General features: G+C 46.0%; 19 protein-coding genes. 15 read left to right on the plus strand and 4 right to left on the minus strand.

Annotated elements, in window-relative coordinates; genetic code table 11:
- Positions 1-23 precede the first annotated feature (23 nt).
- From F0220_RS04220 to F0220_RS04230, 3 genes are all read left to right on the plus strand, one after another.
- Positions 24-656, plus strand: a complete 633-nt coding sequence (locus F0220_RS04220; RefSeq protein ID WP_091019724.1) for a biotin/lipoyl-containing protein — start codon at positions 24-26, stop codon at positions 654-656.
- Positions 640-1812 (plus strand): ABC transporter permease, encoded by a 1173-nt coding sequence (locus F0220_RS04225; protein WP_105602110.1) that lies wholly within the window; start codon positions 640-642, stop codon positions 1810-1812. Before F0220_RS04220 ends, F0220_RS04225 begins: the two co-directional genes overlap by 17 nt.
- Before the next feature lie 366 nt (positions 1813-2178).
- A complete protein-coding gene (locus F0220_RS04230) occupies positions 2179-3360 on the plus strand; it encodes a DUF4317 domain-containing protein (RefSeq protein WP_036668338.1) in 1182 nt (393 codons plus the stop codon).
- A 171-nt stretch (positions 3361-3531) separates the two neighbouring features.
- On the opposite strand, the gene F0220_RS04235 is transcribed toward F0220_RS04230, so the two are convergent.
- The 3 genes from F0220_RS04235 to F0220_RS04245 all read right to left on the minus strand — a co-directional run bounded on the left by F0220_RS04235 (position 3532) and on the right by F0220_RS04245 (position 8846).
- Complete coding sequence (locus tag F0220_RS04235) at positions 3532-4650, minus strand: response regulator (protein ID WP_105602112.1); 1119 nt, start codon at positions 4648-4650, stop codon at positions 3532-3534.
- A complete protein-coding gene (locus F0220_RS04240) occupies positions 4647-7778 on the minus strand; it encodes an ATP-binding protein (RefSeq protein ID WP_149846278.1) in 3132 nt (1043 codons plus the stop codon). The genes F0220_RS04235 and F0220_RS04240 overlap by 4 nt, the downstream gene beginning before the upstream one ends.
- 120 nt (positions 7779-7898) lie before the next feature.
- Complete coding sequence (locus F0220_RS04245; RefSeq protein WP_100526364.1) at positions 7899-8846, minus strand: AraC family transcriptional regulator; 948 nt, start codon at positions 8844-8846, stop codon at positions 7899-7901.
- A gap of 171 nt (positions 8847-9017) precedes the next feature.
- On the opposite strand from F0220_RS04245, the gene F0220_RS04250 reads away from it, so the two are divergent.
- The 11 genes from F0220_RS04250 (at position 9018) to F0220_RS04300 (ending at position 24100) form a co-directional block, all read left to right on the plus strand.
- Positions 9018-10037 carry a glycoside hydrolase family 88/105 protein gene (locus tag F0220_RS04250; protein ID WP_091019710.1) on the plus strand — a complete coding sequence of 340 codons (1020 nt, stop codon included), beginning with the start codon at positions 9018-9020 and terminating at the stop codon, positions 10035-10037.
- 13 nt (positions 10038-10050) lie between these two features.
- The gene (gene gnpA / locus F0220_RS04255) at positions 10051-12231 is read left to right on the plus strand and encodes a 1,3-beta-galactosyl-N-acetylhexosamine phosphorylase (protein WP_105602115.1); all 2181 of its coding nucleotides are present in this window, start codon (positions 10051-10053) and stop codon (positions 12229-12231) included.
- Positions 12232-12487: 256 nt separating this feature from the next.
- Positions 12488-12886 (plus strand): IS200/IS605 family transposase, encoded by a 399-nt coding sequence (gene tnpA / locus F0220_RS04260; protein ID WP_047840510.1) that lies wholly within the window; start codon positions 12488-12490, stop codon positions 12884-12886.
- Between the two features lie 5 nt (positions 12887-12891).
- Positions 12892-13971 (plus strand): RNA-guided endonuclease InsQ/TnpB family protein, encoded by a 1080-nt coding sequence (locus F0220_RS04265; protein WP_149846279.1) that lies wholly within the window; start codon positions 12892-12894, stop codon positions 13969-13971.
- Positions 13972-14219: 248 nt separating this feature from the next.
- Positions 14220-15068, plus strand: a complete 849-nt coding sequence (locus F0220_RS04270) for a GNAT family N-acetyltransferase (protein WP_105602118.1) — start codon at positions 14220-14222, stop codon at positions 15066-15068.
- A 198-nt stretch (positions 15069-15266) separates the two neighbouring features.
- Positions 15267-17069 (plus strand): cache domain-containing sensor histidine kinase, encoded by a 1803-nt coding sequence (locus F0220_RS04275; RefSeq protein ID WP_105602119.1) that lies wholly within the window; start codon positions 15267-15269, stop codon positions 17067-17069.
- A gap of 11 nt (positions 17070-17080) precedes the next feature.
- Positions 17081-18655: a response regulator gene (locus tag F0220_RS04280; protein WP_105602121.1), complete on the plus strand. Its 1575-nt coding sequence runs from the start codon at positions 17081-17083 to the stop codon at positions 18653-18655.
- 175 nt (positions 18656-18830) lie between these two features.
- Entirely contained in the window at positions 18831-20498 is a 1668-nt protein-coding gene (locus F0220_RS04285; protein ID WP_223199845.1) for an extracellular solute-binding protein, read from the plus strand.
- Positions 20499-20639: 141 nt separating this feature from the next.
- Positions 20640-21614 (plus strand): ABC transporter permease, encoded by a 975-nt coding sequence (locus F0220_RS04290; RefSeq protein ID WP_036606005.1) that lies wholly within the window; start codon positions 20640-20642, stop codon positions 21612-21614.
- A gap of 15 nt (positions 21615-21629) precedes the next feature.
- Positions 21630-22529, plus strand: coding sequence for a carbohydrate ABC transporter permease (locus F0220_RS04295; RefSeq protein ID WP_017690606.1), 900 nt, complete (start codon positions 21630-21632; stop codon positions 22527-22529).
- Positions 22526-24100 (plus strand): glycoside hydrolase family 43 protein, encoded by a 1575-nt coding sequence (locus F0220_RS04300; RefSeq protein WP_105602124.1) that lies wholly within the window; start codon positions 22526-22528, stop codon positions 24098-24100. Before F0220_RS04295 ends, F0220_RS04300 begins: the two co-directional genes overlap by 4 nt.
- Positions 24101-24172: 72 nt before the next feature.
- Here the strand turns inward: F0220_RS04300 and F0220_RS04305 are convergent, their stop codons facing one another.
- Complete coding sequence (locus F0220_RS04305; protein WP_105602126.1) at positions 24173-24895, minus strand: suppressor of fused domain protein; 723 nt, start codon at positions 24893-24895, stop codon at positions 24173-24175.
- Between the two features lie 132 nt (positions 24896-25027).
- Here F0220_RS04305 and F0220_RS04310 point away from each other — a divergent pair, with 132 nt between their 5' ends.
- A complete protein-coding gene (locus F0220_RS04310; protein ID WP_017690603.1) occupies positions 25028-25357 on the plus strand; it encodes an ArsR/SmtB family transcription factor in 330 nt (109 codons plus the stop codon).
- Positions 25358-25450 lie beyond the last annotated feature (93 nt).

Consider the following 25450-nt stretch of genomic DNA (forward strand, 5'->3'; position numbering starts at 1 on the left):
TTGGGAATGGGAGAGATATAAGAATGAAGATAAAAGCAGGTTTGTATATCGGAATTGCGATGGTGGTTATTATTGGAGGTTCACTTCTTACGGTTAAAGGGAAGGATGCTGTAAGTCAGGCCGAGAGCCGGAAACAAGGCATACTTGAGTCAGAGCAAACGACTTTATATTATCAGAATAGTCCCGGGACGATTGCAGAGGTTGGTGCATCTACGGGGGACTCTGTGAAAGAGGGAGAGGTTCTTTTCAAAGTGAAATCAGCCGGGGAGGGAGATGTGGATGTACTCGCACCGTATGACGGATTGGTTGACCGAGTCGCTGTGAGTAAGGGAGATCAAGTACAAGGAGGAGTTTCGCTAGCAGTTGTGCAAAAGAATACGTATTACACCGACCTTTACATACAGGAAAGTGAAATTCAACAGCTTGCAGTGAATCAAAGCATTGATGTTCATTTTCCATATTTGGATCAGCCAACGCAGGTGAAGGGGAGCGTCACTTCCATCTCAACTGCTCCTCAGTTCGCAAATTTGCGGATGTCCCGGGAAAAAGGGCAAGCCGATTTGAGTATGTTTTTGGTCCGGATATCGATGGATTCGAATACTGAATTGCTTCCGGGGATGACAGCAGAGGTGAAACTTGATGAAATCACTGATTGACGAGTGGAAGTACGTCATAGGAAGTAAGTATATACGGCTAATTTTTATTGGGCCAATGATTGCAGCCTTATTTTTTGGATTAATGTTCTCGCAGAATCAACTCAATAAATCACCAGTTGTGGTCATTGATGAGGATCATAGCGAATATTCACGGCAATTGATCTCCAAAATAAATGCGTCACAATACATGAGCGTCAAGAGCGTATATGCGAGCCGAATGAGTCCTGAAACATTACTTGCCAACGAGCAGGCTGTAGCGATCATTATGCTTCCCAATCAGTTGGGATTGCGTCAACAACAAGGGAAATCGACGAATATAGGTATCTTGATGGATAACACGATGCCCTCGGGGTTGACTGGTATTCGCACTGCGATTCAGGAGATCATCCAGACGGAAAATATGACCCTTTCCATGACACGTCTGATCCAAAAAGGGATGGATACCGAGACAGCTAAAGGAATCGTGTCACCGTTATCCCTTCAGCAGCGGATGCTGTTTAATCCAACCTCCAGTTATGTCGGTTTTATGGTGCTTGGATTTGTAAATATCGTAGTATTGATGATTACAACAAGTGCAGCGGGATCGATTGTACCTCGGCTTCGTCAGGAAGGGAAACTGTTTGCCAACGGAAAGTCACCTTTTCAACTATGGGTTCGGAGTGTACCTTACGCTGCGTTGAGTTCACTTTCACTGCTTCTATCCTATGGATTGTTAAAACAGGTGGGGGGAATGCGGTTTGAAGCAGAGGCTTATCTTTTTATCATTCCGTTAGTTGTTTATGCTTTTGCCTTGTCACTCATGGGTATGCTGATTGGATACACTGCCAAAGATATGTCGAAAGTAAGCCTTCGAACCAGCTTGGTATTGTATCCCTCCTTTCTGGCTACGGGAATTCAATTAACGCCGCTGGCGTTCCCAGAACCGTTCCAAATGTTCGCATGGGCATTACCCATGAACTGGCTTAACCGTCTGATTCGTGGAATGGCGTTTAGGGACGGGACGCTGACAGCCTACAGTCAGGAGTTGGGGGCATTGCTGATTATTATTGGCGGAGTGTCCTTGTTCATGGGATTACTGTTTCTGCGGGAAACAAGGAAAGTTTCTTCCAGCAGAGCACCCCTGTTGAATACGGATATATTGCTGAGCAGTAATTAATTATTTAAGAATCGTTAAACAACGAAAAAAGGCGCACGGGAGTCATTCCTGTTGCGTCTTTCTGTTTTCTTTTAAATCTCATTCGTGCCTCTCATACGGCGAGCTATTTTCCATATTCAAAAATGGTCTGCGATAGTAAGGGGGAAATACCATAGATTGTTTCTCATTAATCGTCATCATTATATGATATAATTTCTCACTGAGAGTACAGAAATGGAGAGCAAAAACGGCTTGATCCAGCTACTCCATAGCTGCGCCCATTTGTGACCTACTGCTCAGATGAAAACTTCCAAGGGAGCACTGGCTTTTAGGATATAGAGCTGCACGCAGATAAAATTATATATTGTGGGAGTTGTCTAACGAATCATGAATAAAAAAGAAGTCGCGCACATACGCAAGCAATTTAAACTCGATCACGATCTACTGAATATTTACGATATTCTCAACGTGTATATTACGAAGGAAACGAATGAGGTCTATCACTGGGAGCGTCATCCGTTCGAACTGGTGGACAGAGAGAAGCAGGAGCTGTACATGGGCAATTTCAAAAAATTGCTGACAGGTGATTTGGATCAGAAGTTGTTTGAGTTGAAGTTCCAGGAAGCGGCGGAGGACCCGGCACAGGTATTGCTTCACCAGGCTCTGGTAACAGGTGATCCGGATGAATGGCAGGATCTGATGCTGCTGCTCGTGGATCGAATGTTGGTGGATACGAAGTTTGAGCGGGACATGGTAGCTACGTTTGTGCGTGGACAGTATTATCTGCCGACCAAGGCTAGAAACGAAGCCACGGAAGAGAGTGAGAAGAATGAGGTGTTCGCCCATCCGTTCATTCTGTGCAGCGTAAATTCCACGGAGAAACAGCGGAAGACACTCTTGTTTGATTACGTGGAGAGAGAATTCAAATACAACATTATTGTCGATCCGATTATCAAATTAAGCACGCCAGAGCAAGGATTCTTGTACCCTAGCGTGACGGACAACTACTCCGATGTGAATCGTGTACTATATTGTACAGGGAAATCCAATTTCCCGGATCCGCATTTTGTTGAAAATGTATTGAATGGAGAAAGATCCGTAACCGCACTGGAAGAACGGGCGATCTTCGAAGATATCGTCAAGGAAGTGGCCGGTGAACAGCTCGATTCAGCCACCATTGCACATGTATACGAGGAGATCAACCGAGTCATCGAGATTAACGAAGAGTCCCATGAGGAAGAACCTCCGAAGCTGGATTATAAAGATCTGGAACGTGTACTGACCGCAAGTGGTATAGAGGATCTGACAACGGAGAAAGTAGAACGTGCCTTCGAAACGATCGTTGACAACAAGAACTATGAGATGAAGGCGACCAGTGTTATGCCGAAGTTTACGTCCAAATCCATTAAGATCGAAACCAAGGTTGCTACGATTTCGGTTAGCCCGCAAGACCTGAGATATGTGAAACAGGTGAACTATCAAGGCAGACGTTGCATCATGATTGAAGTGGACGAAGATGTTGTGATTGAAGGCTTTACCCTTAACACAGAAAAACTTATAAATGAGTGATTGATTATAGACCATGATGATGTAAAATCATCGGACAAGGACGGATAAACGTCCATCTATTGCAAAAAGCCCAAGCCTAAAGCAACACTGAACTGCTCCCTGTCATAGTAGACCGTAGAAGACTACGATGGGAGCAGATCAGTATGCCAAGGCATGGGCTGTTTTGCTGTTTCATGATTGTCGCAACAGTTGTTTGATATCTGCTGCCGGACTGGAGTCGAGCTCCTCTCTGAGCAATTCCTCCAGAACAAGATATTGGCGCTGCGCTTCGGTTCTTCGTCCGAGGGACAGATACAGCAGGATGATCTCGCGATGGATATCTTCCCGAATCGAGTCAATCTGGAGGATACGTTCAAAATAATACAGCGCCCTTAGCGGCTCGCCTTCCTTCGCGTGATAGTGGGCAGCAGTTTCCATCGTCATAATGAAATCCAGTTCCAGCTGTCTGGACCATGCGAAAGCCCACTCATAATGCCTTCCTTTCAGGAGTTCACCCGTATACAACGTGTCCATCCGCTCGAAGAGATCGGGGCGATGTACCGAGGCCTGACGCATCTGCCGGAACAAAACCTCGAACTCGTACAGATCACAGTTGATCGCTTCCCGGTCGATACGGATACCATTCCTGTCCTTAAGAATGATCGGCACGTCACTGTTATCCCCGATAGCACGTCGCACATAGTACAGCGTGGAATTGATGTTCGTCCAGGCCTTCTGCGGACTGAGGTCCTTCCACAACGTATCGGCCAGCGCATCACGGGTAGTCGATTTGGTATATAGCAAGAATGCGAGTAACTCTTCCGTTTTGGGCGTTCTAAGCTTGATGGGGCTGTCTGCTCCGACTCCACCGAACACGGTGAATTCACCGAACAGACGAACGTTCAGTTTCGGTTCAGGCACCGCTGGCTCGGGCGTTGTCACGGACTTGTGAAGCTTTTCCTGCAACCGCTGAATGCTGCGGTTCAGTCGCTCTGCCGTGACTGGTTTAATAACGTAATCGATCACCTCTTTGTCGAAGGCCTGCACCGCATATTCCTCATATCCGGTCACCAGCACGATGGGGAGCGAAGGGTGATGTTTACGTAATTCACCAATGAGGTGCATTCCCGAGATGCGAGGCATCGTAATGTCCAGAAATGCCGCATCGAAGCTATTCTCTGCTGCATATTCACAGGCTTCCTCCGGGTCGTGAAATGCGCGAGATACTTCAACTTCTCCACTTTCTGTCAAAATGCGATTCAGTCGCTTCAGCGACAAATCCTCATCATCCACGATGATGACTTTCATCATGTTTCATACCCCCCGTTCCCATCTGTGTTTAGACGTTGATTTGGAAGATCAAATGTAATCCGCGTTCCCTCGCCGTCCAGACTTTCCATCTGAAGGTGTCTGCCATACAGCAGGTTCAGCCGGCTGGAAATATTCCATAGTCCAACGCCGTTACTGCCGTCTGTAGATTGCCGAATTTCGTCCATCCGTTGCTTGGTTATGCCAATTCCGTTGTCCTCGATGGTGAAACGTGTTTCCGTATCATTCAGATTACGAATGGACAACATGACCCGACCACCGTGAATGCTGGACATCAGACCATGCCGAATTGCGTTTTCGATCAGGGGCTGTAACGTGAGCGGCGGAATGTCCATGTTCCGGTTCACATCCGCATCCACATCGATAATGACCTCCAGCCTTGAGCCAAAGCGTGCCTGTTCAATGGCAACGTATGCTTCGATCATCTCCAGTTCGTTCATCAGGCTGGTTTTGGAGTCCAGATGTTTGAAGTGCACACTGCGCCTTAAGTAACTCGATAATTGCAAAATCAATTGTTCTGCCCGATTCGGCGCATCCACGCACAATTCGGCAATGGCGTTCAGAGCGTTATATAGAAAGTGCGGGTTCATCTGTGACCGCAAAAAAGATATTTCCGCATCTCGCGCAGCTTGCACGGATGTTTTCATCCGAGTCAAACCACCGATCCGTGCCACCAGTTCCTCCGATTCGAACGGCTTGGATACAAAATCATTGGCGCCTTTCTCCAAGGCCAGCTTCAATTGATTAGCTTTATTACTCGCCGTCAGCATGAGTACAGGCAACTCGGAAGGAGAGAAGCGCTCCCTGATCCGTTCCAGCAATTCGTAACCCGACATGTCAGGCATCATGATATCAGCAATGACGAGATGCACGGCAGGTAGCTTGTCCAGCAGCTCCAGTACCGAAGGTGAGCGTGAAGTGACCACATAACTGTAACCCTCCAGCTTCAAGAGATTCACTATGGTCTGTAAATTAGCCGAGTCGTCATCCACAACGATGATCCATTCGTCTTTATTCCCTTGTACAATCGTTGGTTCTTCGAACCGGAGTAGCCGATTACCAGGACCTGTAGGAGCGATGGTAAGTGGCATGACGTTGGAACGTTTCTCTCCTTTTTTCTCTGCCAGCGGAAAAGTCAGGATGAACGTGGCACCCATGCCGGGTGCTGATTCCGCATGAATGGTTCCGTCGTGCAGCTCGACCAGCTTGCGCGTAATGCTCAGTCCAAGACCGGTGCCTCCGGCAACGACTGGCCCCGAATCTGCTTCCTGCTCGAACGGCAGGAAGATATGTTCCAGCTTGTCTGTACCGATACCACGGCCGGTATCCACAATGCGTATTTCCGCTTTGCCTTGCACAACCGCAGCTTTGACGCTTACCGTGCCATGTTCCGTGAACTTAACTGCATTGCCGATCAGATTATGCAAAATCTGAATCAATCGGTTGCCGTCTGCATAAATCGGCGGGAAATGCGCCGGGATGCGGTTGATAAGCTCCACCTTTTTCGCGCCAAGCAGGAAGGAGTGCATACGCATGACCGATTCGACAAACGAGTACAGATCGGTCGAAGACCGGTGGAGCGGGATGTCGCCATGTTTCATTTTCGAATAATCCAGTAATTCATCGACCAGATAGGTTAATCGTCTGCCACTTCCCGTCACGATCGCCAGATTGTGCGCTTGCTCATCGGTAAGGGGACCTTCTGCGCCTTTAAGCAGGCTTTCACTGATGTTGACAATCGCGTTCAGCGGTGTTTTGAGCTCATGCGAGGTATTGGACAGGAAGTCATCCTTCACTTTGTCCAGCAAGAGCAGCTGATCTTTGAGAGTACGGACCGTACGATAGGCCTCGAAGAACCGAAGCACCGCTAGAAACAGCATCAGGATGCTGAACAGGACAATGGAAGCCTGTCCGATGTTCATATTTTCCTTGAGCGAGATCGAGAAGAGATTAATGTCCAGACAGTACAGCATGATGCTTAAGAGAGCTGCGTACCACAGAAAAGTAGACAGCCGTTCGCCCTTCTCACTGGTTAGGAATTGTTTTGCACATTGATATAGCAACCAGAGCAGCATCAACGTGTACATAACGACGACGTAAGGTGCAGCCAGCCCATAGATGGAAATAGGCAGGAGCGTGACCATACATAAGTAAGCTCCGAAGATGATCAGGATCACCGCCGTGAGCATACCGGACAGGATGCGTGTTTTGAATCGGTAGAAGTAGAAGGTTAACAGACCCAGACATGCCACGGAGCAGAAATCTTTTAATTTATAGAGCGTGCTAAAGGAAATTTCCGTGCCGGCCATGGATAACACACGTTCGCTGATCATGCCGTTATAGAGTGCATACAGCAGACAGATTAGACCAAGCAGCAGCAGGGAATCGTCTCTGTTTCGGTAGAGCGCAGACCCCAGGTAACTGATGAGGAATATGATCGAAATGGTAGCCAGTACAGCAAGCGTGCCGAATTCAACGGCTGTGCTGATTTGATGTTTTTTCAGCATGGCTGCTTGTTCGCCGAAAAAGAGTGGCCCCGGAATGCCAGCGTCCGTGTAATCATAATTAGCCACCCGGATCAGAATCTCAATGTCACCGCCATGATAAGGGAAAAAGCCAATCTGGGGGGAGTTTCCTGGTCGATATCCCGCTGATTTCTCCACGGCATGCCCATCTTCCAGCAGCTTGTTGCCATTGATATAGATTTCGCTGGCAAAACGAATGTTCATTTTTTTGATCGCCAGCGTTCCTTCAACAGGTGTATTACGCAGTACCAGTCGATACGTGGCGAAGCCGTGGGTTGGCAGTCGTTCACCATCCACTTTAAGTCGATTCCAGGAGCCGGGAACGGTTGCATAAGTGTCGGGTGCTTTCGTTGGACCAGCCTGATTCGATGTTGCAGATTTGTCAGGAAGCAATCGCTCCCAGTAAAACTCCCACTCCCCGTCCAGCTTGATCCGCTCGTCTTGTTCAGGGTCCCAGGCCGAGAGGTCCAGAACACCTTGACGGGCATGAAGTGCAGCAGATTGTGGTTCTCTGATCGTTGACAGGAGCAGTACGGTAACAGCGACTACAACCGTCAGGACAACGCCTGAAATTTTTAATAACACGAAATGCTGCTCCTTTAGAGATTGTTCAATCCTTTGGTAGCTTCGGACAAAATCTCTTGTATTCTATCGGCATTGTAGCGAATATCTCTGGGGGGTGCAATCATATTTCGACAAATTCCTTCATACCCACCCCGTAAATTCCAGTATGGACGCTTTTGCAGACTGTGCTTCCGTATGTGCCCCTTTGCGCCAGGCTTTGGGTGATTCTCCCATCAGTTTGGCGAAGCAACGGTTAAAGCTGGAGATGGATCGGAAGCCGACCTGCTCAGAGATGGACAGAACGGAGGCCTCCGTGCTTTTTAATCGCTTGCACGCCTCTTCGACCCGGGTACTATTCAGAAAATCGAGCGGTGTGGTTCCCATAATTTCATGGAACTTGCGGCGAAAATGCGTTGTACTCAGATGACACAGTTCAGCGAGGTAATCGATGGTCACAGGCATCATATAGTTTTTGGTGATAAACTCCAGCACGGGTGAGATGACCAAGTTACCTTGGAGGTCTCGTTCCCGTTCCTGATCCTGAGATGACAAGCGCTCGCTGCTCGCATGAATTCGAAGCAGTTCGATATATAGAGACATCAACAAGCCGTACGCGCTCTCCCGATAGTAGGGGGACTGCTGCTTCATTTCTTCTACTACTGATGTTGCGAGCATGTGAATTTTGGGATGTTGTTCTTTATTCAGGATGCAATTGGTCCCCTGAATCGCCCATAAATTCGGTTCAATGTGAGTTTGTGCTGCTTTGAGCGAATGGCGGAAGAGTTCTTCCGGTGAAAAAAAGATATACGCCCACAGGCTGGCGTTATTAGGTGAACTGTACGTGGTATGCGGAAGATAGCGGGGAATGAACGTGACATCGCCTGCTCGAAAAGGCACAGATTCTCCCTTAATCTCCATGATTCCTCCATCGGAATAACAGATGCCAATCTCCATGTGGTTATGGAAATGAAGATGCTCACTCTTGATATCGGATATTCTCCAGCGGTCTCCACTGAGTAACAGGACAGGAAAATCAATGGGCAGGCTATAGTGACGATATTCAATGACAGGTTTCTTCGGTTTAGGCATTTTCGAGGACTCCTATGTATAAATGATTGAAATTGCACAGTTTTGTTGTGAATATGCTTAGATTGAGACTATTTTACTGCGTACAATGGAATAAGTAAAGCGTTTACAAAAATGGACGGACACCTCTCAGGGTGCACTTGGGGGCGTGTGCGCAGGGAGAGGGGAATAACAATGCTTCAAGTGAAATATGACAGAGAACAGATTCTGCACGTAATCGAGAACGTTACCAAGAAAACACTGGATATGGATCTGACATGGGATTGGCCCGGCGGTGTGGCGTATTACGGTGTATCCAGAGCCTATCAGACGACAGGCAACCAAGAAATACTGGACAGGCTGGTGAAATGGGCGGACGAATATATCGAGCTGGGTCTGCCAAGTTGGACTGTAAATACATGTGCCATGGGTCATGTGCTCATCACTTTATATGAAGAAACCGGGGATCAGAAATATTGGGATATTGTTCTCAGCAAAGTCGATTATCTCCAGAATCATGCGCTTCGCTTTGGAGACAACGTGCTTCAGCATACAGTATCCGTTTCCAATGATTTTCCGGAACAGGCTTGGGCGGATACCTTGTTTATGGCGGCATTTTTCCTGCTCCGTGTAGGTAGCAAATTAAAAGACGAAGCCATGATCCAGGATGCGCTGAATCAGTATTACTGGCATATCAAATACCTGCAAGATCCGAGCAGCAGTCTGTGGTATCACGGTTATAACCATATCAACAAGGACCACATGTCCGGATTTTACTGGGGAAGAGCGAACGCTTGGGGAGCCTATACCATGTCTCAGGTGAAACCGCAATTGAACGACTGGTACTTGTATCCGCAATGTATGGATGTAGAGTGTGCCCTTCGCGATCAGTTGGCGGCTCTCAAGCTGGTGCAGACCGAGAACGGCTTGTGGCGTACGGTTTTGGATGACGAAGAATCGTATGAAGAGGTGTCGGCTTCCGCGGGTATTGCAGCAGCCATGATCAATAACGGTAATCCACTGCATACGAAATATGTGCAAAAAGCACTGGAAGGTATCCTGAACAACATTAGCGAAGATGGGCGTGTGCTTGGTGTATCTGGCGGTACGGCGGTAATGAAGGATCGGGATGGCTATCGCAATATTCCAAAAGACTGGATTCAGGGCTGGGGTCAGGGCCTGGCTCTCGCTTTTCTGTCCGATATGTTGAGATAGGGAGGGAACCACATTGTCCAAAACAACCAAAGGCTCCTTTACACTACCGGGAGAATCCGGTTATGAAGCACTGACGCTGGAACTTGCCGATCGCTGGGGTGCCGATGTAATCCGTGACAGTGACGGTACGAAATTGTCCGATGAGATTATCAATGCCGGATATGGCATCTATTCAACCATTTGCATTATTCGGGATCATAATGAGTGGGCATCCCGTAATCTGGATAAACTGCAGCAATGTTTTCTCATTACGAATCCGAAGGTCGCTGTGCAAGATTATGTATCCATCTATCTGATGGAGGATTTCTTCGCTGAACAATTCAGGGTGAATGATTCCAAAGAAGCGTTTAAATATTGGCAAGTGTATGATCGAACGACTGGGGAAGAGGTACCTAGAGGACAGTGGAATTATGAAAGGGAATCAGGCAATGTTGTCATTACTGGTGTTGCTCCTTGGCATAAATACACGGTGAGTTTCATGGTCTATCGGATCTGGGAAGAGATCTCCATGTACAATCATACGACGAATAATTGGGATAAAGAGCATCTGATGCAGATTGACCCGATCTATACGGAAACGCAATCGTATCTACTAGATTGGATGGAAAATTGGTGCCAAAACCATCCGGAAACAACGGTTGTACGTTTTACATCGCTATTTTATAATTTCGCCTGGATCTGGGGCAGTGATGAACGGAATCGCCATCTGTTCTCGGATTGGGGTTCCTATGATTTTACGGTAAGTTCGAGAGCCTTGGATCTGTTCGCTCAGAAATATGGGTACTCACTCTCAGCCGAGGACTTTGTGAATGGTGGTAAATATCAGGTCACTCATATGCCTGCGGATCAGCGCAAACTGGACTGGATGGCATTTATCAATGATTTTGTCATTGAATTCGGTAAGAAATTAATTGATATGGTGCACAAACATAACAAGCTGGCGTATGTCTTCTATGATGACAGCTGGGTGGGAATGGAGCCGTACAATGATCGCTTTCAGGAGTTTGGATTCGACGGCATGATCAAATGTGTGTTCTCCGGTTACGAGGCTAGAATGTGCTCAGGCGTTAAGGCTGATATCCATGAGATTCGATTGCATCCCTACTTGTTCCCGGTTGGCTTAGGCGGACTTCCAACCTTCAAGGAGGGAGGAGATCCTACCCTGGATGCGAAGAAATATTGGATTAATATCCGGCGTGCGCTGCTGCGTGAGTCGATTGACCGGATTGGATTGGGTGGATATTTGCATCTGGTTGAGCCTTACCCGGACTTTGTGGATTATATCGAGAAGATTGCCCATGAATTCAGGGAAATGAAAGAGCTGCATCAGGCTGGAAAGCCTTATCAGATCAAGACAAAGGTAGCCGTGCTGCATAGCTGGGGCAAGTTAAGATCGTGGACCTTGTCCGGTCATTTTCATGAAACACATATGCATGATCTGATTCATGTGAATGAGGCCTTAGCCGGGTTGCCTGTTGACGTGCAGTTTATTGATTTTGATGATATTGGTCAGGGCGCGTTGAAGGATGTAGATGTCGTCATCAATGCCGGCTCTGCAGGTTCAGCATGGAGCGGTGGAGAGCATTGGAGTGACCACAAGTCTGTGGACTTATTGACCCAATGGGTGTATGAGGGTGGTACCTTTATTGGCATTAACCAGCCTTCGGCAATGGATGGGTACGACAGCTATTTTAGAATGGCCCACGTGCTTGGGGTGGATGAGGATACAGGCGCCAGAGTTGTCCATGGAAAATGGTCGTATGAGGTTAGTGATGAGTATGGTTTGGTGCCTGAGGGGGCTAGCATACTTCCGAAAAATAACATTTATCTTACTGATGGATCAGCAGCTGTAGTGAGTGAAACGGATGGTCAGATCACACTGTCCACACATGCTTTTGGAAAAGGAAAAGGGATCTACCTGCCTTCCTTCGAATTCAGCTGGGCAAATACAAGACTACTTCTGAATTTGATTCGATTTGCGGGCAATGAATTCCATGAAACAAAGTACATCACGGATAACTTGTACACCGAGTGCGCCTACTACCCTGAGAGCAACATATTGGTTGTGATCAATAATAGCGATCAGGTTCAGTCCACGACGATCCATACAGAGCATGGAAAACAGACCGTGGAATTGGAGCCGTATGATACGGTGATCACCAAAATTGGTTTAACAAAATCGGTATCCCCATAGAATGATGACTCGATAGACCGTATTCCTTAACCAGGGAGCGGTCTATTTTATTTATGAGTTGAATCAATTTCATTAACGTATATATTGCGGATCTTACAGAATCCCCGAACGAGAAAGCCAAATTCTTTAGATGTGGGATGAAAGTGAGGTCGGATACGGAGTATCACTATTGTGATGCTTCAAGTATCCGAAATGTCTGCCTTCTTAATTTTTTTAGTTTGTTTCAATTCATCTATTAAACTGATACAATATAGATATGAATGAATATAGAAGAACAAACACAACCGTATCTTTGTTGAACTATCATTTTGTGTTCTGCCCACGATACAGAAGAAAGATATTTCTCAAATTAGAGGTAGAACAGCGCTTCAAGGAACTGGTGCATGAGGTATGTGCAGAGCTTAAAATTGTGATTGTTGCCATGGAGTGCGACAAAGACCATACACATATGTTTCTCAATGCACTTCCAACATTAAGCCCTGCTGATATCATGGCAAAAATAAAAGGAGTCACATCAAAAAAACTACGAGAAGAGTTTCCACACCTTCTGCATTTGCCCAGTTTGTGGACACGTTCCTATTTTGTTTCTACCGCTGGAAATGTATCAAGTGAGACCATCAAGCGTTATGTTGAACAACAAAAGACAAGGGGGTGAAGTAACTGTCTCAGACCCTAACAGTTAAGGTAAAGCTGCTGCCGACTAAAGAGCAGATCCAACTATTGCAACAAAGTAGTCATGAATATATCCGAGTTGTTAATACACTCGTGGCCGAGATGGTAGAAGAAAAGAAAAGGTTGAAGAAGACAACAAAAGACATTCCTGCTAATCTACCAAGTGCAGTAAAAAATCAAGCGATTAAAGATGCGAATAGTGTCTTCTCTACCAAAGTTAAGAAAAGTAAATACGCAATCATACCGACCCTAAAGAAACCGATTTGCGTATGGAATAACCAAAACTATTTTCTTGACTTCACGCACATTTCCATTCCATTCATGGTAGAGGGAAAATCTAAGCGTTTAAAAATTCGTGCATTGTTCATCGACAAGGACCATCGAAACGTTGACCTTTTGAAGCATAAACTTGGTACGCTCCGTGTCACGAAAAGCTCAGGTAAGTGGATAGCCCAAATTGCTGTCACCATGCCAATAACTGAAAAAACGGGTATGCGGATTTTGGGCGTTGATTTAGGGTTGAAAGTCCCTGCCGTAGCCATCACAGATAATGATCACGCTCGATTCTTTGGGAATGGGCGAGAAAACAAATACAAGAAACGGAAGTTTCGTAGTGTTCGTCAAAAACTAGGAAAACAAAAGAAAGTGAACGCTATTCGCAAGTTAAATGATAAAGAACAACGATGGATGAAAGACAAAGACCACAAAGTCAGTCGTGAAATCGTTAATTTCGCAGTCGAAAATAAGACTTCTGTCATTCGCTTAGAGCAACTAACGAATATTAGGCAGACGACAAGAACAAGTCGTAAAAACGAAAAGAATCTACACACATGGTCATTCTACCGTTTGGCACAATTCATTGAATACAAAGCAAACATAGCAGGGATCAAAGTGGAATATGTGAACCCTGCATATTCAAGTCAAACCTGTCCAGAATGTTCAAAAAAGAACAAGGCGCAAGATAGAAGATATACGTGCCCATGTGGATTCAAGAGACATCGTGATATCGTTGGGGCGATGAATATTCGCTACGCAACTGTGATTGGCGGTAACAGTCAATCAGCCTAAGATGCTATATGCACTGTCTTAGGAGGGGTAATGGCATACCCTAATCTTAGCATCTGTCCAAAGCAGAAATGAAATGAGGACGTTAAGCTTAGCTAAGAATCCCAATCACTTTAGTGATCTTGCCCCTTTAGGGGTGGGAGTGTCAATGTATAGTGTTAACACTATTTAGTAGAATATTTAAATAAGGATAGGGATCATGAGCCCTAATATATTATTGTTTTCATCTTTTGAAAGGAGAGAATGCCCTAATGTACAGTTATAAAATGTTGGACAAGATAAGTATGGAAACAATTCACGAGGCGTTTGTGGATGCGTTCTCCGACTACCAGGTTAAAATGGATTTGCCTTTTTGGAAGTTTCAACAGATGCTCCAACGAAGGGGTTATCACCCCGAAATATCTATGGGAGCCTTTAAGGATGAGAGAATGGTCGGATTTGTTATCAATGGACTTCGAAGCTGGAATGGAAAGACAACTGCATATGACCTTGGGACAGGCGTTGTAAAAGATTGCAGACGGCAAGGCATTACAAGCGATCTGCTCTTAAATATTCAAAAGCTGTTAAAAGAAAAAAATGTAGAGCAATATTTGCTGGAAGTCATCCAATCCAACGAATCCGCAGTTCAGCTGTACAGTAAACAAAACTTCAAAATTCAAAGGGAATTTTCATGTTTCCAGTTGCAAAAAGATAAATTCATACCGCAAACGACCTGCACGGTGGAATGTGTGGAGAGAATCGATGTGGAGCAGTTTAAGGAATTTTGGGATGTGGAGCCCTCCTGGCAAAATTCAATTGATTCCATCTACGCTTTACCGGAAGCTTTTATCTATGTGGTTGCACGTCAGGATCACAGCATTGTTGGCTATGGCATTATAGATCAAAAAACAGGTGATGTTCCACAGCTTGCAGTGAACCAAAATTATCGGGCTAAAGGTATTGCAAGCAGCATCCTGACAGAGATGGTTCAACGCACAGAATCGCCTAGAATCAGTGTCCTCAATGTGGAGTCTCATCTGAAACCGATGCAAGATTTCCTCCTGGTCAAATCAGGTTTTGCATATCATGTGGGCCAGTACGAAATGCTCTTGAAATTATAACGTGATCGTCGTTTCGACTTAAGATCAGATCCGGTTCATACGAAAATATGTTGGTGTTAGTGTCTGTCTTGTTGGGCCAGTTGAACCGGAGGTTGATTAAAGGCTTCCCGGAAATCCTGGATTACAGTATCCAACCCATCCTGTACTCGTTATAATAATGTTGATATATGACATGGTTAGAGGAGACAAAGACATAACATGAGCCGAAAGACATACTGTAAGCGTATTCAGTTTCTGGATGATTGGAGTCTCAAAACCAAGTTGTACATATTGTTCATCTTTTGTGTGCTGGTCCCGGTCCTGGTCACAAATACCGTGTTTTACCTAAGCATCAAAGGCAACATTGAAGAGAAGGAGCATAGCCGATTTAATGAAATGCAGCAAAGGATCAAGTTCAACCTGCGGAACAGTATAGATAATAGCTTGTATGTGTCCAATTTTCTCTATACCGATGGAACGCTGAACCGGTTCATGGAGTACAAGTATCGCGATCAGGAAGACTATTATTCTGCCTACTATGATATGCTTAGCAACAACAATCTGGTCAGGTACTATTACAGCTACCAGCAGGTGAATCAAATTACGTTTTATGTTGGCAATGATACCTTCGTCAATGGAGGAAACTTTATTAAGCTGGATGATGAGGTGAAGAAAAGCGATTGGTATCAAGCGCTGATGAACACAAGCGACCATATCATGATCTATTCGTATTTTGACAAACAACAGGCTGAGATGTCGCAAAGTCAGGGAGGACGCAAAGTAAGCATTATTCGTAAGCTGGATTACTTTGGGGAGCAGCAGGTTGAAAAGGTGTTAAAGGTTGATCTGGACTACGCTTTCATTAACAAATCGCTTAAAAATGAGGGAGCAAATGGGAAGGTGTATGTCGTTTCGGATGGCAGGGTCATTTTCTCGAACGATTCAAAAATGAATCAGATGCGCAAGCCATTTAATCTGATTGCAAACAGTCCAATTGACCCTGTTCAATCCATGCAATCGATTCCCGTCGTATCCGAGGATTGGCAGATTGTCGTCAGCACGGAGAAATTGGACGTTCTGTCGGAGATTGTTAATTCCAAGCTTAATTTGACTTTACTAATCATTCTTAATCTGTTGGTGCCGACACTGCTAATCTGGTTGATATCCAGATCACTGGTCATCAGAGTTGATCGGATAGCGAAGCACCTGGATCAAGTGAAGCATGAGAAATTTGAGGTGATATCGGGACCTGTGGGCAAAGACGAGATCGGTAGCCTGACCCATAGTTATAACATGATGGTCATCAAGATCAAGAACCTGATTGAGATTGTGTTTAAGGGTCAGGTGGAGCGGCAAGCCCTTGAGCTCTCCAAGAAGCAGGCGGAGCTGAAAGCCCTTCAGAGTCAGGTGAATCCCCATTTCATGTTCAACACGCTTGAAACGATCCGTATGAGGAGTTTGATCAAGGACGAACTTGAAACCTCCGATGTCATTCATAAACTGGCACTGCTGTTACGTCAGACGATCAATTGGGGCGATGATCTGATTACAATCGCAGAGGAAATCCATTTTGTGGAGAGTTATCTGAGTATCCAGCAGTATCGCTTTGGTGAAAAGCTGCAATTTGCAATCCGGATCACAGACGAATCCATTACTGCCATGATGATACCTAAACTAACCGTTCTCACCTTTGTGGAGAATGCTTGTATCCATGGCATTGAGGGGACGTCGAATGATGGGGTCGTGGAGGTATTATTCGAAATTCGAAGTAATGAACTGTACATTTCCATTCGAGATACCGGAGTTGGTATGGATCAGGACAAGCTGGCCTCGCTCCGCAAAATGATGCAAGATCCGAGTATGGATCGGATGAGCGAGCTTAGCAGCATTGGTATGATGAATGCATATATTCGGCTGCGGATGTATTTTGATGATTTCGTTCAGGTGCACATATTCAGTGAAAAGGGGAAGGGAACAACGATTGGCATTCAAATTCCTCTTATGCAGGCATCCCAAGAATAAGGAGCGAGGATATGATCAACGTGCTGATTGTGGACGATGAGCCATTTATTCGCCAAGGTCTTCTATTGTTAATTGATTGGGGGTCTTACGGATTTCAGATTTGCGGTCAGGCTTCCAATGGCATGCAGGCATTGGAGTGTATACGCGCTATGCAGCCCGATCTGGTGATTTCCGACATTAAGATGCCGGAAATGGACGGATTGCAGCTTGCCAAAACCTTGTACGAGCAATATAGCCGTGACATCAAGCTGATTCTTCTAAGTGGATTCTATGAGTTCGGATATGCCAAGCAGGCGATTAAATACCAGGTGGATGACTACATTCTCAAGCCTATTGTGAAGACCGAACTGGTTCAGGTGCTTGAGGAGTTCAGGGATGCATTCAATGCGCGAATGGAAGAGAAGCGATATCAGCAAAAAAAAGATCAGATTATTATGGCCCAGCATATGCAGTCGATCTTGCTTGGGGTGGCCGAGGAGGAAGCTGTTACGAGTCTGCAGCCCCACTATCAAGATGCCGGCATACTGCGTTGCATCCTGATTGAGGCGGAAGCCGGTCCAGATCAGGGAACGGATTGGTGCGCTCGTGTTGAGGCATGGGTGGGCAAGACCTTGCCGGGACAAATTTTGAAGCCGTTCACAGGTGATAAAAATGCGGTTCTGCTCATGGTTACGGACCTGATGGTGAACCGTGAGGCAGTGACCTTGGAGCAATATTTGACCCGATTACATGCCGATCTGAGCCATGGTCAAGAGGCGGCTATTGCTTGTTATGTCGGGAAGGAAGTACATGAGTTGGAGGCGCTGCACGAGTCTTATCAATCCTGCGGCATAATGAAAGGCTTACGTTTCTTCACCACTTGCAGGCCCATTTATTACTTCGAACTTATGGATACGACCTTGTTTGTTAATCGGCCGGGACAGTTCGAAAAACAATTGTTTGATGGGCTAGTCAAGTGTATTGAGGAACAGCAGACGGATGAGCTATTTAGTCATGCAACGGCGATTTTTCAATTTTTTCTGGATGAGCGAATCGAGCCTGGTATTGTCCGCATCCACTTGCATTATCTGGCATACACTTTGCTGGATCTCGTGAATAACGATACGGTTACTCCAGATTCCGGGTTGATGGAATCGACTTTTCTGAAGGTGAACTACGCGATGTTATCCATGGAGGAAAACATTGAACATTTATGCGAATTCTCGCTCATGTGCGCAGAGAAACTGAAGGAGCAGCAAAAGTCAAATGCGATGGGCGTATTAGCCAAAATTGAGGCCTTCATTCACGAGCATTACAGAGAAAATATCAGCCTGAAGTTGCTCGGGGAGCAGTTTTACATGAATAGTGCATATCTGGGTCAGATTTTCAAAAAGCATTACTCGATCAGCTTCAGTGATTATTTGAATCAATTGCGTATTGAGGAAGCCGCCCGGCTGTTGCGCAGAACAGATCAAAGAGTATACGAAATCGCAACAATGGTGGGATATCGGGATTCCGATTACTTTATTAGCCGGTTCGAGAAACTCATGGGGGAGACGCCTGCACAATATCGTAAAAGTGCCCATGCTGCGTACTCTCTGGATTAACATCCTGCACTCCTTGACGGAGCGGCGGGATATTTTTTTTCGCAGATGCTGGAATTAGTGGGATTCCATCTATAGTTTATCCCGTTGAGAGGGGCATGGAAGCATGATAATTTTAAGTCAGCCTTTGGAAAGCGCTTTCCAAAAAGCTTCTGTCAATATAATCGATGGAGGGGTCATGATGAAAAAGGATGTTAGAAAAAGAATCAAGTATAGTGCTCTGCTCGCTTTAATACTGGTCATCGCACTCACTGGATGTACACCGGGATCGTCCTCAAAAGGGGAAAAGACAGCAGATGGAAGGGAATTGAAACAATTTTCCGCATTTTTTGCCGTACCGGGAAAAATTGCGCCTGACGATAATCGGGTGTTAAAGGCTATTGAGGAGAAAACAGGCGTCAGAGTTACGATGGACTGGCTTACAGGCCAAACAGCCAAAGAGCGGATTGGTGTACTCATTGCAGGCGGCGAATATCCCGATTTTATCGATGGGAGTGATGGTACTCAGCAACTGGTAGCAGCAGGAGCGTTAGTACCACTTGAGGATTACATCGATAAATATCCAAACATCAAAAATTACCTGGGCGAAGACTGGAAGAAGATGAAAAATACGACGGATGGACATATCTACTTCATTCCTCAATTCGGCAATATACAAGAAAAGTCGATGAAAGTATCCCATGACGGAGAAGCATTCTGGATTCAGAAGGCCGTATTGGAGTGGGATAATTATCCGACAATCAAAACGCTTGACCAATACTTCGACTTGATTGAACGATATAAAGCAGCTCATCCGACCGTTGATGGTCAGCCAACCATTGGATTTGAAATTATCTCCTATGACTGGCGTTATTTCGCACTGGAGAACCCTCCGCTCTTCATGGCTGGTTATCCTAACGAAGGCGCAGCCATCGTTGATAAAGAAACGCTGACGGCCAAAAACTATAATACCATTCCGGAAGCGAAGGCATATTTCAAGAAAATTAATGAGGTATATCATCAAGGCCTCGTCGATAACGAAACCTTTACAGCAAACTATGACCAATATATCTCCAAAATTTCAACCGGACGTGTGCTGGGCATGGTGGATCAAGGATGGCAGTTCCTTGACGCCGAGGCATCACTCGTGAAGCAAAAATTGTATGACAAAACCTATGTACCGTTGTCCATTACACTTTCCGAGAATGTTAAAGGGCGTTATCAGAACAATCCAATCCTTAACGTGAATGGTGGCCTGGCCATTACAAAGAGCTGCGAGGATATCGAGGGAGCACTTCAATATATTAATGATTTGCTGGACCCTGAGATGGAGGTATTGAGAACCTGGGGACAGGAAGGCGTGGATTACCAAGTCGATGACAAAGGCGTGTTCTCCAGGAATGAAGAGCAACGTGCGAATTCCAAAGATCCGGACTGGGTGCTGGCAAACACGGGAAGCCCGTTGGTCTATTTCCCGCATCATGAAGGCATGACCGCTGATGGGAAGAATGCTCTTGACCCTAAGGAGCAGCCGGAGGAGTACCTTGCCACATTGAATGACATCGACAAAAAAGTGCTGAAGGCTTATGGATATACGAAGTTTACCGACTTCCTTGAGCCTGCGGAGGAAAATGAACCGTGGTTCCCAATCTACACCTATAATTTCGAACCAAATAAACCGGAGACCATCGCCAGACAGAAAATGGACGATGTAAAACGCAAATGGCTGCCAAAAGTGATTATGACTTCACCAGCCGAATTTGATAAGGCTTGGGAAGAATATCAAGCCACGCTCAAGGAAAGCGCAGATATTAAAGCGTATGAAGATGCGCTGACGGAAGAAGTCCGCAGACGTATGGAACTGTAGGGATAAAGGCCTGTCACACAGAAAGGCTATGGGGAACCCCGTAGCCTTTCTTACACGCTAGATTGGGAGATTGGATAGGAATGGAATCGATTCACCCAGACTGGGTGATATAGATAAACTCGTAAGCAAGGAGAGAAAAACATGGCCAAAAAGGAGCTGCAGCCTTCGTTAAAAACCAGCCATATCCCAGCGGGAACAAGCTGGATCGGGTACAACCTGTCCAGAATGAAAAGTCAGCGACAATTAATGTGGATGTCATTTCCGTTTATTGCGTTTATCGCTATTTTTGCGTACGGACCATTATGGGGCTGGTTGATGGCGTTTCAGAATTATAGACCGGGCATTGGTTTTATGGAGCAGGATTGGGTTGGAGTGGATCATTTTCGAACGTTATTCACGGACCCTACATTTTTACGTGTCATTCGCAATACGCTGGCGATGAGCCTGATCAGTCTGTTTCTGGGATTTGTCGGCTCGATTGGTCTGGCGCTGTTATTGAATGAACTGCGAATGGTATTGTTCAAACGTGTGGTACAGACGGTTTCTTACCTTCCACATTTCCTGTCGTGGATCATCGTAACAGGCATTGTAGCGAATGTATTATCAACGGAAACAGGAATAGTGAATGTGCTGTTGACGAAATTGGGCCTGATTGATGCACCGATCAATTTTTTTGCCGAACCCAAATACTTCTGGGGGATTGTAGGTCTGTCCAGCATGTGGAAGGAAATTGGCTGGGGCACGATTATTTATCTGGCCGCCATGGCGTCGATTAATCCGAGCTTATACGAGGCAGCTTCCATCGACGGAGCCGGACGGTTTCGCAAAATGTTCAACGTCACACTTCCAAGCATCAAACCAACGATTATTATCCTGCTTATCATCAACGTTGGTAACGTACTGAACGCGGGTTTTGAGATTCAATACTTGCTGGGGAACGGACTTGTGCAGGATGTATCCGAGACGATCGACATTTTTGTTTTGAAATACGGGATTAATCTCGGCAACTACTCACTTGCCACCGCAGCAGGCATTTTCAAAAGTGTGGTCAGTCTGGTGCTCATATTTATCGCCAACGGGATTGCCAAGTCTCTTGGTGAAGAGCGATTGATATGATAAGGGGGCAGAACTGTGAAGCGATTTAGCAGAAAACGAAGCTTGGGTGACTCTATTTTTTCCATCACCAATGGCATATTTATGTTGCTTGTCATGGTTGTTACGTTATATCCTTTTTTAAACACCATTGCCGTATCTTTCAATAACGGGCTGGATACGATCCGCGGGGGGATCTATCTCTGGCCGAGGGAATGGACGCTGCAAAATTACGTCTCCGTATTCCAAAACCCGAATCTGACACAAGCCGCATTTGTTTCGGTCGCCAGAACTGTGGTGGGAACGGTTGTACAGCTGTTCTGTACAGCCATGCTGGCCTATGTGCTGAGCCGCAAGGAGTATATGTTTAACAAATTGGTCACAACGCTGTTTGTCATGACGATGTATTTCAGCGGTGGCTTAATTCCGGGATACATGCTGATCAAACAAGTGGGGCTGCTGAACAGCTTCTGGGTATACATTATTCCCGGGTTGATCGGAGTGTTCAACATGATCGTCATTCGTACCTACATTCAGGGACTGTCCGAGGGATTGATAGAATCCGCGAAGATGGATGGAGCCGGAGATTTTCGGATTTTCATGCGCATCGTGCTTCCGCTGTCCAAGCCGGTGTTGGCTACAGTTGCTCTGTTCATTGCTGTAGGTCAGTGGAACTCCTGGTTTGACTCCATGTTGTACACGGCGGGAAATCGGAATTTGACCACCTTGCAGTATGAGCTGATGAAATTGTTATCCTCTGCGACCTCACAGGGGGGAACCGTCAATGTGGATTCATTCAAAAATGTAACCAACATGGTGACGCCTGTATCCATTCGGGCAGCAATCACGGTTGTAACGGCAATGCCAATCGTTTTACTGTATCCGTTCTTGCAAAAATACTTTGTGACTGGACTAACCATTGGAGGGGTAAAAGAATGAAAAATGCAAATCAAAGCGAACAATGCACGTTTAACAATCCGATTATGCCCGGATTTTATCCAGATCCATCCGTATGCCGGGTGGGTGAAGATTTTTATCTGGTGACATCAACATTTGCCTATTTTCCTGGCGTTCCGATCTTTCAGAGCCGTGATCTAGTGAATTGGAAACAGATTGGCAATGTGCTGGACCGCCCTTCACAGTTGAATCTTCAGGGAGCAGGCCATTCACAGGGGATATTCGCACCAACGCTCCGGTATCATGAAGGCACCTTCTATATGATTACAACCAATGTATCACATGGCGGCAATTTTGTTGTAACCGCTACCGACCCGGCTGGGCCATGGTCTGATCCATATTTTATTGAAGGCGCAGAAGGCATCGACCCTACGATTTTCTTCGATGACGGCAAAGCCTATTACCTTGGTACACGTCCTTGCTCTGAGGGAGTTCGTTATAATGGCAATTGGGAAGTTTGGTTGAGAGAGCTTGATTTGGGCAGTATGAAGCTGGTGGGAGACAGTTACGTTCTGTGGCGCGGGGCGATGGTGGATGTCATCTGGCCGGAAGGCCCGCATCTGTATAAGATCGATGAATATTACTATTTATTGATTGCAGAGGGAGGCACAGGGCCAAACCACGCCGTGACCATTGCTCGTAGCAAAAGTTTAACCGAAGGATACGTCGGGAATCCGAATAATCCAATCATTACACATCGCCATTTGGGTAAGCGTTACCCTGTTGTTAATGTAGGACATGCCGACTTGGTGCAGGCTGCGAACGGTCAATGGTTCATGGTTATGCTTGCTTCGCGTCCATATGGAGGGAGCTATAGCAACCTGGGGCGGGAGACGTTCCTTGCTTCTGTCGTTTGGGAGGACGGATGGCCTGTTGTCAATGAGGGCCGCGGAATCCTGGAGGAGCAGGGCACGTTGGATTTGAAGCCTGTTCCGGTAGAGCCGCAACTGCGTTTTGACCATTTTGACAGTGATAAACTGGGCTTGCAATGGATGTTTCTGCGTAATCCCCAGGAAGACTTATATTCATTAACCGAACGAAAAGGATACTTGCGACTGAAGCTGAAACCGCAAACCTTGAAGGAAAAAGAAAATTCCAGCTTTGTTTGTCTGCGTCAAAGGCATATGGATTATGTCGCAGCTACAGCGATGGAATTTGTGCCTGGAAATGAAAACGAAACGGCTGGTCTCGTCGTCATTCAGAACGATCAGTATCACGTACGGATTGAGCGTGCTCTGGCCGAGAATCAGCAGGTGCTGCGTGTGGTGACCGTTATAGATGGTCAGGATAGCCACATTGCGCAAATCGCGCTGGATGATGAAGTATCGCGAGTGTATATCAAACTGGCTGCGACAGGTCAGCAACTCAACTTCTATTACAGCACGGATGGAAGTCATTATCATCTGGTGGCGGAACAGGTGGATACAAGCAGCCTGAGCACCGAAGTAGCCGGCGGCTTTGTTGGCTGTTGTATCGGAATGTTTAGCAGCAGCAACGGTACTTCTTCCGATCAGGTAGCGGACTTTGACTGGTTTGAATATGGTTCGTACTAACGTAAATAAAAAGGGAAGCTCAATCCAGCAGCGATGCTAAGGGTTGAGCTTTTTTCTAGTCTGCTTATCTTATTATGAAGCATCCCCACAGGAATTGACCCGGTTTATATCCAAAATTTCGTTCACATGATGTTCTTCGAAACGGTCTAGCAGAGCGTCCAAACCATATTCGAGCTTGTGCTCAAGCTCCTCCAGGTAAATAGGGAGGACTGCGTAGAAGTGCACAGTCTGTCCATCTTCCATGTCGAGCGTCAGGAAATCCTCATCGACTTCAAGCGGAGGCAGCACGATAAAGGCACACATTTCTGTGTTATTGGAAAATGGCATTGCCGGATCACCATTCGGCACCGTATGCCCCCAACTTAGCCAGGTATCGTAGTCATGCGGCAAGCGAGCCATCGTTTTTAACCAGCGTATTGGCCAGTAGTTGTCCGACTCCTCCAATTCCTCCTCTGATAGTGGCCAATCCGGCGGCAAACAAATCATCAACTCTGCGTACTCATAGTCCTCTGCATCTTCAGGCGTGTTCATAGGCAAGGCGCTCATGCCTGTGGTGTACAATGTGTAATAATTTCGTTCTGGTGTTGGACGAATCATATGGACATCGATATGAACCTTGTCTGACAGCAACTCATGGAATACAGACTCGGCTTCGCCGAGATATTGGTCGGCATGTTTCTCGATTTGCTCCAGCCATTCGTCTTTTGCATAAGAAGTAGACTGCCACTCACGCTTCCTATCCTTATGACGAAGGATAGGAACGCCGGAGGGTGAATATTCGGATGGTTTGGACATACTTACAGCTCCCCTGCACAGTATAATGTACTTGCTTTTTTCATCTTATCATATCATGTGAATTGAAGTCTGAACCTCGTTCTATGGTATGATATGAGCATGTTGACGAGTTCGATTGAAGGGGCATAGCGTATGAATCAGAGCATACAACAGTTTAAAGCGGATTTTTTCAAAGCGTTGGCACACCCGATGCGGATTCAGATTCTGGAGTTGCTGAGTGAAGGAGCCAAAAACGTGAATGAACTGCAAAGCATTCTGGGATCGGAAGGCTCTGCCGTTTCACAGCAACTGGCTGTACTGCGTAGCAAAAACGTTGTCCACGGAATAAAAGAAGGGACAACCGTCACCTATTCGCTGCGTGATCCGCTGATTAAGGACCTGCTGGCAGTCACCAAACAGATTTTTGACAATCATCTGGTTGATGCCATTTCCATGCTGGAAGATATTCGTAAAGAGTCCTGACACAATAAACAAGAGCAACTGGGTGTAATCACCGGAGGTTCTTGTTTTTTTGTGTTAAGTTCCTACTGAGATTGTGCATAATCCGATTGACAG

Source organism: Paenibacillus sp. 37, assembly GCF_008386395.1.
GTDB lineage: Bacteria > Bacillota > Bacilli > Paenibacillales > Paenibacillaceae > Paenibacillus > Paenibacillus amylolyticus_B.